Origin of the sequence: Luteibacter sp. (assembly GCF_035539195.1) — a bacterium.
Taxonomy (GTDB): domain Bacteria; phylum Pseudomonadota; class Gammaproteobacteria; order Xanthomonadales; family Rhodanobacteraceae; genus Luteibacter.
The window spans coordinates 149,036-160,619 of sequence record NZ_DATLIW010000015.1 but is presented as its reverse complement, the minus strand read 5'-3'; the positions used below and the strand labels follow the sequence as shown (position 1 = coordinate 160,619).

The following is an 11,584-nucleotide window of genomic DNA, read 5'->3' as shown; positions in this document are numbered from 1 at the left end:
CGGCCCTGGCCCAGGGGACCCGTGATGACGATGCCGGGAATTTGGCGCATGATGACGGAAAGCCCTGCGAAAGAGCACTGAAGCTTAATGCCGCTATCGGCCGCGTGCACACCTGCGGCGTATCGCACTGTCTTGAAGGTCGTCGCATGTTCGCGCTGTGGTCCCATCTGGTCGACTGGACGAGCGTCCACGCCATCGTCCCGTTCCTCGCCTTCCTGCACCTGAACGGTCTTGCGGGCGACCCGCGTGAAATCGCGGAAGCCATTCTCATTTCCGCCCTGCAGGTGGCGATCATCGCCTTCCTGTTCAGACCGCTCGAGTCGGTCGTACCGGCCGAACGATGGACCGACCGCAAGCTCACCCGCGTGGACTTCCAATACACGCTGATGATGCTGCTCGGCATCTTTCCGATGTTCAGCTACCTCGTACTGACGCCCATCGGTAACTATTTCGGCGGCGGCAACGATTCGCCCGGCGACGATTCGCTCCTGGGCATCACGCACTGGGTTCCCGCGCTGAATGGGCATCCGTTGGCGCTGTTCATCGTCTACTACGTCATCTACGACCTCGTTTACTACTGGATGCACCGCTTGCAGCACGCGCTGCCTTGGTGGTGGGCATTGCACAGCATGCATCACAGCACGCGACAGATGAGCTGCTGGACGAACGATCGTGGCAGCCTCGTCGACGGCTTCCTGCAATCCATGGTACTGGCCGGCGTGGGCCTGATCATCGGCGTGGCGCCGACGGACTTCGCGTGGCTCATGCTGTTGGGCGAGCTGGTGCAGAACTTCTCGCACGCGAACGTGCGCGTACGTTTCGGCCCCGTGCTCGACCGGCTGTTCGTCTCGCCGGTGTTCCACCGCCTGCACCATATGCTGGTCGATCCCGACCGCCCTACCTTGCACAACTGCAACTTCGGCCAGGTGTTCTCCGTCTGGGATGTCGTGTTCGGCACGGCCCTCTACGGCGAGCCGATCCGGCCGACGGGCGTAGGCGACCCGATGGTGGATGCCGACAACGACAAAGGCCTGGTCGGACTGCACTGGCATGCCTTCCGTCGATTCTGGGGCGCCGTACGCTGCAAGGCCGGCTGGACCCTGGGGGATGTGGCTTTCGACGAAAACTTCCGGCCGGTGTCGGTGAAAGAGCTCGATCTGCACGCGCTGGAGGCCGGGCGTTCGGGCGGGCATGCATCGTCGATGCTTTCTCGCGTGGGCGCGGATACGTCGTCGATGCCTGCGGAGCGCGTCGCTCAGTGATGGGCTAGCGACGAGCACCCATCGCTGGCATAGCCGGCTCCCACATGGAGCATCGCCGGCATAGCCGGCTCCCACATGGGCATCGCTGGCATGGCCGGCTCCTACATGGGGCATCGCTGGCATGGTCGGCTTCTACATGGGGCATCGCCGGCATGGCCGGCTCCCACATATGGAGCATCGCCGGCATGGCCGGCTCCTGCGCATACAAGAACGCCAGCCGGGGGGCTGGCGTTCTCGTTATCGCCGATCGTGGGGGATCAGCAGTTGTCGTCGCTGCCGAACGGATCGTCGAGGACGATCGTGTCGTCGCGGTCGGCGCCGGTGGCGACGAGCGCCAGCTTGCAGCCGGAAAGCTCCTCGACGGCGCGCAGGTAGGCGCGAGCGGCCGGCGGCAGCTTGTTCCAGTCGCGGATACCGGCGGTCGATTCTTCCCAACCCGGGAATTCGAGGTAGACCGGCTTGCATTCGGCCCAGCCGTCGGCGTCCAGCGGAGCGAGTTCGCGACGCTTGCCACGGTACTCGTACGCGATGCAGACCTTGATGCTTTCCAGGCCATCGAGCACGTCGAGCTTGGTGATCGCCAGGCCATCGATGCCGTTGATCTGCACGGCACGCTTCAGCGCGACGAGGTCGATCCAGCCGCAGCGACGCGGACGGCCGGTGCTGGCACCGAACTCGTTGCCCTTCTTGCGCAGCAGCTCGCCCATGTCGTCGTTGAGTTCGGTCGGGAACGGACCGCCGCCCACGCGCGTGGCGTAGGCCTTGCAGATGCCGAGCACGTAGTCGATATCGCGCGCGCCGACGCCGGTACCGGCCAGCGCGCCGCCAACCGTGGTGTTCGACGAGGTGACGTACGGATAGGTGCCGTGGTCGATGTCGAGCAGCGCGCCCTGCGCACCTTCGAACAGGATGTTGCCGCCTTCCTTGCGCACGTCGTGCAGGATCGTGGCGACATCGTCGACCATCGGGCGCAGGTACTCACCCCAGGTGAGGGCTTCGTCGAGGACGGTCTGGTAGTCGACCGGTTCGGCCTTCAGCCACTGGGTGAGGACGAAGTTGTGGTACTCGACAGCGGCCTGCACTTTCTCCGGCAACTCGTGCGGGTACATGAGGTCGGCGACACGGATCGAGCGGCGTGCCACCTTGTCTTCGTAGGCCGGGCCGATACCGCGACCGGTCGTGCCGATGGCCTTGGCTCCGGAGGCGACTTCGCGCGCCTTATCGACCGCGATGTGGTACGGCATGATCAGCGGCGTGGCCGGCGAGATCTTCAGGCGCGGACGCACGTCCACGCCCTGGGCCTCGAGCTCGGCGATCTCGCTCATCAGCGCGGCCGGCGACAGCACCACGCCGTTACCGATCAGGCAGAGTGCGTCGTCACGCAGGATGCCGGAGGGAATCAGGTGCAGGACGGTCTTCTTGCCCTTGATAACCAGCGTATGGCCGGCGTTATGGCCACCCTGGAAACGCGCGACGGCACCGACGCGCTCAGTGAGAAGATCGACGATCTTGCCCTTGCCTTCGTCGCCCCATTGCGCGCCCAGAATAACGACTGACTTACCCATTTTGACGGTTCTCTTTAGTTGCGGTGCCCAACAGGGCGATAGGGATCTTGCTTAGCGCGCGCGGCCGGGGCCGTCATTGAGATAGCGCAGGAATTCGGAATCGGGCTTGAGCACCAGCACACCCTTGCCGTCGGCGAAGGCTTTACGGTACGCCGCGAGGCTTCGATAAAACGAGAAGAACTCGGGGTCCTGGCTGTATGCCTGGGCGTAGATCGCGGCCGCCTGGGCGTCGCCGTCACCCTTGACCTTGGTCGCCTCGCGATTGGCGTCGGCGAGCAGGACCACCTTCTGACGGTCGGCGTCGGCGCGAATCTTTTCGGCGCTTTCCTGGCCCGTGTAGCGGAGTTCGTTGGCCAGCTGCAGGCGCTCGTTGCGCATGCGCTTGTACACCGAGCCACTCACTTCATCGGGCAGGTCGATCCGCTTGATGCGCACATCGACGATGGCGATGCCCAGGTTCTTCCGTGCCGCAAGGTCGGTGTCCTTGCGCACCTGGCCGGTGATGTCCTCGCGGCCGCCGGCGATCAGGTCTTCGAGCTTGCGCGAGTTGAACTCGTGGCGCAGCGCGTCCTTGACGATCGGAGTCAGGCGCTGGATGGCCTGCGTCTGCTCGCCGGAGGTGGCGCGGTAGTAAGCGGCGTTGTCGGCGATGCGCCACTTCACGTAGAAGTCGACGTTGACGCTCTTCTTCTCCAGCGTGAAGTAACGCTCGGGCTGCGCGTCGAGGCCGAGGATGCGATTGTCGAAACGCATCACCTGCTGCACCACGGGGATCTTGAAGTGAAGGCCGGGCTGGTAGTCGGCACGCACGATGCGACCGAACTGCAGCAGGAGGGCGTTCTCGCCTTCCTTGACGACAAACGCGCTATTGAACGCCAGCAGGACGACGATGAGGACGATGAGGCCGGAAATGTATTTCACTGTGCATTCCCCTGCGGATTCGGATTCGCGTCGGTGGTCGCCGACTGGATGACCGGACCCACGCCCGGCACGTTGCGAACCGTGCCGCCGTTCGACTCGACCGGAAGCTGGATGATGTTCTTGCCGTTGGTGCCGTCGACGACCTTCGGGTTGCCGGCCATGACTTCCTCGACGGTCTCCAGCCACAGCCGGCGACGCGTGACCTCGGGCGCGGCCCGGTATTCCTTCAGCAGCGCATCGAAGCGGTCGACGTCGCCGTTGGCACGCGCAATGCGCTCGACGCGATCGCCCTGGGCCTCGGCGGCGATGCGTGCGGCATCGCCACGGGCGACGGGCACCACCTGGCTTTCGTAGGCACGGGCCTTGTTCTCTTCGCTCTGCTTGTCCTCGCGCGCCGCGTTGACGTCGTCGAAGGCGTCTTTCACTTCCTTCGGCGGCGACACGTTCTGGAAGCTGACCCCGGTGACCAGGATGCCGGCGTCGTACTTGTCGAGGGTGGCCTGGAGAATGTCGCGCGTCTGCTGTTGCAGGGTTTCCTTCGCCGCGGGAGCGACGCCCGCGACAGGGGCCTGCGCCGGCGCCGGCGTGTCGACGCCCGGCGTGGTCAGGATGTTGTCCATGATGTTGGCGCCAACGACGGAACGGACGGCCGCCTCCGAGGCGTTCTTCATCGTGCCGTTTTCGATGTCGTTGTTCGAATACAGGAACTTCCGCGCATCCGACACCTGGTACTGCACGTTGAAGTCGATCGCGATGATGTTTTCGTCGCGGGTCAGCATCGACACGTTGTCCGAGATCGAGCGGACCTGGGTCATCTCGACCTTGGTCACGGTTTCGACCGGGCTCGGTGCCTTCAGGTGGAAGCCAGGGGGCAGCACGCGGGAAAACTGGCCGAAGCGCAGCACGACGCCGACCTGGCGGGCGTCGATCACCGTGTAGCTGCTGACCAGCAGCCAGGCCACGATGAAGACCAGCACGATGGCGAGTACGCCGCCGCTACCCGCGCCGAACTTGCCGAAGCGGGCCTTGAGGCTCTTGATCACGCCGTCGAGGTCGGGCTTGCGCCCGCTCGACCGGTTGCGGTTCCAGGGATCCTTCTGGCCGTTACCGGGTTCGTTCCAAGCCATGGGCGACAGTCTCCTTGGGGGACCGGAGGGTGGGCGGCTGGCAAGCCTTCAGGTGGACCCGAACGGCGGGGATGGGCGGCGGGCGTGGTGACGCCCGTCGCCGCGCCGAATGGGCACGCAAACGTTGTGAATTCTAGCAGACGGGGGCGGATCGGTGGTCGGTGCCGCCCGATCAGAACTCCGCGTGAGGTGGGTCGATGAGGTCGCGGAGCGGCCTCGCGTTGGCATCGTCGCCGATAAGCGGGGCCAGGACGGAGCGTGGAGCGTCGATATCGAGGTGCCAGCCATGCTCGTCGATAGCCTCACCGGCGATGGCGCCAGCCGCTTTGAGGCGGGCATGGAGGCGCCCGGCGCTGAGAGGAAGCTCAAGGCCCGCACGAATCCGGTCGCCGCCAAGCAGTTCGCCCAGAGCGTCGCGAAGCCCGTCCAGGCCAAGGCCGCTCGCCGCGGAGAGCCATACCTGCCGCGGCTTGCCGTCGTCACCCCGGTCGACACGCGGTTCGGCATCGATCAGATCGACCTTGTTCATGACCGATAGCTGCGGTACGTCGCCGGCGCCGATCTCCTCCAGCACCTCGTTGACCACGCGGCGAAGGATGTCGCGCTCCTCGTCGGCGGCATCGCTGACGTGGATGAGCAGGTCGGCGTCGCGCGCCTCGGCCAGGGTCGCGCGGAAGGCGGCGACGAGATCATGCGGCAGCTCGCGGATGAAGCCGACCGTGTCGGCGATGACCGCCGGGCCACAGGCCAGGCCATCGATCTTGCGCACCGTGGGGTCCAGCGTCGCGAACAGCTGGTCGGCCACGTACACGCCGCCGGTGGTCAGCGCGTTGAACAGGGTGGATTTGCCGGCGTTGGTGTAGCCGACCAGGGCGACGCGCGGGACCGTGTTGCGCAGGCGGGAGCGGCGCTGTTGGTCGCGCTGGGTCTGCACCTTCTCCAGTCGCTTGCTCAGCATCTTCACGCGCTCGGCCAGCAGGCGGCGGTCGGTTTCCAGCTGGGTTTCACCCGGGCCGCGGTTACCGATGGCACCGCCGCGCTGGGCGTCCAGATGGGTCCAGCCACGAACCAGGCGAGTAGCCACGTGCTTGAGCTGGGCGAGCTCCACCTCGAGCTTGCCCTCGTGGGACCGGGCGCGCTGGGCAAAGATGTCGAGGATCAGCCCGGCGCGGTCGACGACACGCGTCTGCAGGTGCTTTTCGAGGTTGCGCTCCTGAACAGGCGTCAGCTCATGGTCGACGAGGACGAGATCGGCCTCGAGCGCGCGCACGGCCTCGGCGACCTCGTCGGCCTTGCCGCTGCCGATATAGAAACGGGGGTTGGGTGTCGCCACCCGGGCCGGGATGCTGGCCAGCACTTCGGCGCCAGCCGATGCAACCAGCTCGGCGAATTCCTCGCCACGGCGGATCGCGTCGCCTTCGCCACGCGAATGCGGCAGGACCAGGATGGCCCGCTCGCCTTTCTTTTGCCTATCGAACACTTAGGGGGATGACCTCATGGAGAAGAAGGGGTGCGCCATGCCGAAGCATACGCGCACCCGTTCCTTTACATATGGGTTGCCACCGGGGCCCCTCAACCCTCGGCGTCTGCCGCACCCGATTCCGGGTGATTCTCATGACCACCGACCCGCACATTGCGGCTCGGAACGACCGTCGAGATGGCGTGCTTGTAGACCATCTGGCTCACCTGGTTGCGCAGCAAAACCACGAACTGGTCGAACGACTCGATCGTGCCCTGCAGCTTGATACCGTTCACCAGGTAAATGGCGACCGGCACGCGCTCACGGCGAAGCGCATTCAAAAACGGATCCTGCAACGACTGCCCTTTGGACATTTCTTCTTCTCCCCTACGCCTTTCGTACGGGTCCGGGTAAAAAACGCCAAACGGCGCCCCAGCCCAAGTGTCTTGAATCTTAACTGCTTTTAAACGCCAGCAGGAAGCGCCGGACGTGACGACATCGGCATTCCCAGGAACTGCCCGAGAGCCTTGTCCACTTCCGGCAACGGATCCCCCCGGTCCGGGTCGAACGTGCGCGCGTCCAGCTCGCTCCGCAGCCAGGTGATCTGCCGCTTCGCGAGCTGCCGCGTTGCATAGATACCACGGTCACGCAGGTTCGTGGCATCGCCCTGTCCATCCAGGTACTCCCAGGCCTGCCGATAACCCACGGCACGGATCGCCGGGAGGTCGGCATGGAGGTCGCCACGCGCTTTCAGGGTGCGAACTTCGTCGAGGAATCCGTCGGCCAGCATGACGTCGAAACGGGCCGCGATTCGCTGGTGAAGCGCCTTGCGGTCGTCCGGCAGGAGGGCGAGCTTGAGCACACGCCAGGGCAGCCGGTCGCCCGTCGCCTGTTTCTGCAGATCGGTCAGCCGTTGGCCCGTGAGTTCCATGACCTCGAGCGCCCGCTGGATGCGCTGGGCGTCGCCTGGCCGAATACGCTCACCGGCGACGGGATCGAGCGCGGCCATGCGCGCATGCATCGCCGCCCAACCGACGATGGCAGCTTCCGCACCTAGGCGCTCGCGCAGCGCGGGATCGGCTTCAGGAAGGTCGGACAGCCCACGTTGCAGGGCGCGGAAGTACAAGCCCGTACCACCGACCAGCAGGGGCACCCTGCCCGCTTCAACGACGCGGGACATGGCAGCGAGGGCGTCGCTGCGGAAGTCCGCAGCGGAGTAAGGCTCGGCCGGATCGCGGATATCGACCAGCTCATGCGGATAACGCGCCAGCGTCTCGGCATCCGGCTTGGCCGAGCCGATGTCCAGCCCACGGTAGACCAAGGCCGAATCGACACTGATCAGACCCAGCGAATAACGGTCGGCCAGCGCACAGGCAAGCGCCGTCTTGCCCGATGCCGTCGGGCCCATCAGGAAGATAGCGAGGGGACGGGTGTCGCTGGCCATGCGCTCGAACGGCGAGAAATCGACCGCAAGGTTAGCGCACTCGGCAACGGCTGTCGGCATCGCCGCAGCGGCGATCACTTTCTGACCAGCGCAACGCAAGCCCATGCCACATAACGCGGAAACCGACTTGTCCACATGGTTATGCAGGGTGTATCCACACAGCCTGTGGATATCGTCATGACGAGTTCGTCGTCGCAAGTCTGGTCACTGAGTAATCAACGCAACGCAAGTGCATGGCGGCAAAGGCGCGAACCAAGTTGTCCACAGGCTTATGCAGGGCCTGTCCACACTCCCTGTGGATATCGCGAAGGCGCGTTCCGGGCCGTGAGCAAGAAGTAAGCAGCGCAACGCAAGTGCATGGTGGTGAAGGCCGAAACGGACTTGTCCACATGGTTATGCAGGCGGTATCCACAATCCGTGTGGATAACGCCTGACGGTTGCCGACAGCACGCTATCGAGCGGGAACGCCAAGCTCCTTAAGCAGCGAGGGCGAGGGATACACCTTGTCCATCAGCCAGCGCATGTAGCGCATGTCGACGTGGATGGCCCGCTTGTAGCGCGGGTCGTACATCCAGCTGGCGCTGACGGCTTCCCAGTTGCTGTCGAAGTTGAGGCCGACCAGTTCGCCCTTCGCGTTGAGTACTGGCGAGCCCGAGTTCCCGCCGGTCGTATCGAGGTTGCTGAGGAAGTCCACCGGCATCGCACCGGACTTGGGATCGACGTAGCCCGCGAAGTCGCCCTTGTGGATGGCATCGAGCAGCGGCTTCGGCGCGTCGAACGGAATCACGCCCGTGTTCTTTTCGACGATGCCCTGCACGGTGGTCAACGGTGCATAGGTGACCGCGTCACGCGCCTTCAGCGGGGTGACCTTGCCGTAGCTCACGCGCAGCGTCGAGTTCGCGTCGGGATAGACCGCCTTGCCCTGCTTCTGGCGGTAGGCAATCAACGCCTGCATATAGGAAGGACGCAGGCGCAGGAGATCGCCTTCGCGCGTCTTGCGCTCGTTCTCGATGCGTAGCAGCGCAGGACGCAGCGTGCGCGCCGCCAGCAGTAGGGGGTCGTCGCTTTTCTCGACCTCGGCCGGTGCCGCCGAGAACAACCGCGTACGTTCTGCCTCGTCGCCGAACCGGGTCGCGCCGTAGATGCGGTCGAGCGCCCTGGCGAGATCCGTCGCGGTGCGGCCGAATACCTTGTCGACTTCAGGTAGGCGCTGCGCATCCGGCAGCATTTGATAGCGCGTGATCAGCGAGGTGATAAGGGCCTTTTCCACGCGGGGGTCGTAACGGCGCTGGATCTGCTTCAGCTGGCCCTGGATGAGTTCCTCATCGCGCTTCTGATAGCCCGATTCGCGCTCGGCGTCCGACTTCGGGCGTTCCACGGCCAGTCGGTCGACCGACAGCGCACCGCGCATCAGCTGGGTCTGGCTCGAGAGCAGCCCTACCAGCAAGTCACGCTCGCGCGCATCCTTGCCTTGCGCGATGAGCGCCATGGCCTGGTCGATCTGCGGCTTCAGCGTCGTTGCTTCCGGCTGCGTGCCGAGCCACGCCAGCATCGCGCCTTCGTCCTCGCGGCGTACCGTGACGGCGTCGCTGCGCTCGAGACCTTCGAGCTCTCCGCTGAAACGCTTGATACCGTTCTTCAGTGTCTGCAACTGGGAGGCGTAACGGATGCCGGCTTCCTTGTCCGCCTTGCCTCCCGCCTCGATCACGTCCTGCAAGGCTTTCAGCACGGCCACCGACGTCGGCAGGCGCCACTCGATCTGGTCGGCGAATTCAGCCGCCGTGCGATGACGATAGGTAATGCCCGGATACCCGGCGAGCATGACGAAATCGCCCTCGGCGACGCCTTCCGTCGCGATCTGCAGGTGCGACGGCGGATGGTAAGGCACGTTGTCCGGCGAGAAGTCCGCCGGCTTGCCGTCCTTGCCGACATAGGCGCGCAGGATGGTGAAATCGCCCGCGTGACGCGGCCAGACGAAGTTGTCGATGTCGTCGCCGTAGTTGCCGATGGCACGCGGCGGCGCGTAGACCAGGCGTATGTCCCGTAACTCGAGCTGGCGAACCAGATAGAAGTCGCGGCCATAGAACATGTTGGCCACGCTGCACTTGATGCCGTCCTGCGTCTCGCACTCGGCGACCAGCGCCTTGCTCGCGGCGTCCACGGCGTCGTAGTAAGCCTTGCCCGTCTTCCCCCTGGCCCCGGCGAACACCCGGTCGGTCACCTTGTCGAAGCCGACGGTGACACGCAGGCGGTAATCGGGGTTCGCCGGCAGCTCGCCCGCGCGGTCGGCAGCCACATAGCCGTCCGTGATCAGGTCGCGGTCGGGCTTGGAGTTGTACTGGATCACGCCGAAGGCCACGTGGTGATTGGTCACCACCAGGCCGTCGGCCGAGACGAAGGAGCCGGTCCCACCGCCGATGCGGACCACCGCATTCAGCGGCGCCCGGGTCAGATCGGCGAGGTCTTTCGGATCGCCGCGAAAACCGGCGTCTTTGAGATTCTTCGCAATTTCGGGCAGCTGCGACGGTAGCCACATACCCTCGTCGGCCTTCGCATCCAACGCCAGCGCCATGGCTGCTCCCAACATCATCGAGCGGATCCGCATGATTTTTCGTTACCCCTGTCGGCCGTGAACTGCGCCCGACCATAGAGGTCCCCTCCGGGACTGGCAATGCCGCGCCGCACAAGCCTCGACCGCCCCGCGGGCTTATAATGCCGGTTTGGGTCCGCGCCGCGGGCCGTCCCCACGACAATCCTGGATAACCATGCAGCAGACGATGAGGGCGCTGGTCAAGCGCAAGCCCGAACAGGGCATCTGGATGGAAGAAGTGCCGGTACCGCAGGTCGGCCCGAACGAGGTCCTGATCAAGGTCGAGAAGACCGCCATCTGCGGCACCGACCTGCACATCTACAAGTGGGACGAGTGGTCCCAGCGCACGATCACCCCTGGCCTGACCATCGGCCACGAGTTCGTCGGTCGCGTGGTCGACATGGGCCCGGGCGTCACCGGCTACAAGATCGGCGACCGCGTTTCCGCCGAAGGCCACATCGTCTGCGGCCACTGCCGCAACTGCCGCGCGGGTCGCCAGCACCTTTGCCCGAACACCGTCGGTATCGGCGTGAACCGCAACGGCGCCTTCGCCGAGTACATGACCATGCCGGCCTCGAACCTGTGGCCGATCCCCGACCAGATTCCGTCCGAGCTGGCCGCCTTCTTCGATCCGTATGGCAATGCCGCCCATTGCGCACTGGAATTCGACCTGATCGGCGAAGACGTGCTGATCACCGGTGCGGGCCCGATCGGCATCATTGCCGCCGGCATCGCCAAGCACATCGGCGCACGCAACGTCGTCGTGACCGATGTCAACGATTACCGCCTGAAGCTAGCTGCCGACATGGGCGCCACCCGCGTCGTGAACGTCGCCAACCAGTCGCTGAAGGATGTCGTCAAGGACCTGCACATCGAAGGTTTCGACGTGGGCCTGGAGATGAGCGGCAATCCGCGCGCTTTCGGCGACATGCTCGACTGCATGTACCACGGCGGCAAGATCGCCATGCTCGGCATCATGCCGCGCGGTGCCGGCATCGACTGGGACAAGGTCATCTTCAAGGGCCTCACCCTCCAAGGCATCTACGGTCGTCGCATGTACGAGACCTGGTACAAGATGACCCAGATGGTCCTTACCGGCTTTCCGCTGCAGAAGGTGCTCACCCACCAGATCGCCATCGACGATTTCCAGAGGGGCTTCGACCTGATGGACGCCGGCCAGTGTGGCAAGGTCGTCTGTTCCTGGACCTGATCCACC

General features: G+C 64.9%; 9 protein-coding genes. 2 read left to right on the top strand and 7 right to left on the bottom strand.

Features of this window, described 5'->3' with window-relative positions; all coding sequences use genetic code 11:
• Window positions 1-146 precede the first annotated feature (146 nt).
• Window positions 147-1,262: a sterol desaturase family protein gene (locus tag VM621_RS04750; protein WP_325467837.1), complete on the top strand. Its 1,116-nt coding sequence runs from the start codon at window positions 147-149 to the stop codon at window positions 1,260-1,262.
• A 257-nt stretch (window positions 1,263-1,519) separates the two neighbouring features.
• Here the strand turns inward: VM621_RS04750 and VM621_RS04745 are convergent, their stop codons facing one another.
• The 7 genes from VM621_RS04745 to VM621_RS04715 all read right to left on the bottom strand — a co-directional run bounded on the left by VM621_RS04745 (window position 1,520) and on the right by VM621_RS04715 (window position 10,383).
• On the bottom strand, window positions 1,520-2,827 hold the full coding sequence (locus tag VM621_RS04745; RefSeq protein WP_325467836.1) for an adenylosuccinate synthase: 1,308 nt from the start codon (window positions 2,825-2,827) through the stop codon (window positions 1,520-1,522).
• A 51-nt stretch (window positions 2,828-2,878) separates the two neighbouring features.
• Window positions 2,879-3,748 carry a protease modulator HflC gene (hflC, locus tag VM621_RS04740; protein ID WP_325467835.1) on the bottom strand — a complete coding sequence of 290 codons (870 nt, stop codon included), beginning with the start codon at window positions 3,746-3,748 and terminating at the stop codon, window positions 2,879-2,881.
• Window positions 3,745-4,875 (bottom strand): FtsH protease activity modulator HflK, encoded by a 1,131-nt coding sequence (gene hflK, locus VM621_RS04735; protein WP_325467834.1) that lies wholly within the window; start codon window positions 4,873-4,875, stop codon window positions 3,745-3,747. Before hflK ends, hflC begins: the two co-directional genes overlap by 4 nt.
• Window positions 4,876-5,047: 172 nt before the next feature.
• A complete protein-coding gene (gene hflX, locus VM621_RS04730) occupies window positions 5,048-6,355 on the bottom strand; it encodes a ribosome rescue GTPase HflX (RefSeq protein WP_325467833.1) in 1,308 nt (435 codons plus the stop codon).
• 92 nt (window positions 6,356-6,447) lie between these two features.
• Window positions 6,448-6,708: an RNA chaperone Hfq gene (gene hfq, locus VM621_RS04725; RefSeq protein WP_325467832.1), complete on the bottom strand. Its 261-nt coding sequence runs from the start codon at window positions 6,706-6,708 to the stop codon at window positions 6,448-6,450.
• An 89-nt stretch (window positions 6,709-6,797) separates the two neighbouring features.
• Window positions 6,798-7,778 carry a tRNA (adenosine(37)-N6)-dimethylallyltransferase MiaA gene (miaA, locus tag VM621_RS04720; protein WP_325467914.1) on the bottom strand — a complete coding sequence of 327 codons (981 nt, stop codon included), beginning with the start codon at window positions 7,776-7,778 and terminating at the stop codon, window positions 6,798-6,800.
• Between the two features lie 451 nt (window positions 7,779-8,229).
• Complete coding sequence (locus VM621_RS04715; RefSeq protein WP_325467831.1) at window positions 8,230-10,383, bottom strand: S46 family peptidase; 2,154 nt, start codon at window positions 10,381-10,383, stop codon at window positions 8,230-8,232.
• Between the two features lie 172 nt (window positions 10,384-10,555).
• Between VM621_RS04715 and tdh the strand changes: the two genes are divergently transcribed.
• The gene (gene tdh, locus VM621_RS04710; protein ID WP_325467913.1) at window positions 10,556-11,578 is read left to right on the top strand and encodes an L-threonine 3-dehydrogenase; all 1,023 of its coding nucleotides are present in this window, start codon (window positions 10,556-10,558) and stop codon (window positions 11,576-11,578) included.
• The last annotated feature ends 6 nt before the right edge of the window (window positions 11,579-11,584 follow it).

Bases quoted from the DNA above. Each gene is read 5' to 3' on its own strand.
- VM621_RS04745 (WP_325467836.1), bottom strand. From the start codon at position 2,827: ATGGGTAAGTCAGTCGTTATTCTGGGCGCGCAATGGGGCGACGAAGGC.
- hflK (WP_325467834.1), bottom strand. From the start codon at position 4,875: ATGGCTTGGAACGAACCCGGTAACGGCCAGAAGGATCCCTGGAACCGC.
- VM621_RS04715 (WP_325467831.1), bottom strand. From the start codon at position 10,383: ATGCGGATCCGCTCGATGATGTTGGGAGCAGCCATGGCGCTGGCGTTG.
- hfq (WP_325467832.1), bottom strand. From the start codon at position 6,708: ATGTCCAAAGGGCAGTCGTTGCAGGATCCGTTTTTGAATGCGCTTCGC.
- tdh (WP_325467913.1), top strand. From the start codon at position 10,556: ATGAGGGCGCTGGTCAAGCGCAAGCCCGAACAGGGCATCTGGATGGAA.
- VM621_RS04750 (WP_325467837.1), top strand. From the start codon at position 147: ATGTTCGCGCTGTGGTCCCATCTGGTCGACTGGACGAGCGTCCACGCC.
- miaA (WP_325467914.1), bottom strand. From the start codon at position 7,778: ATGGCCAGCGACACCCGTCCCCTCGCTATCTTCCTGATGGGCCCGACG.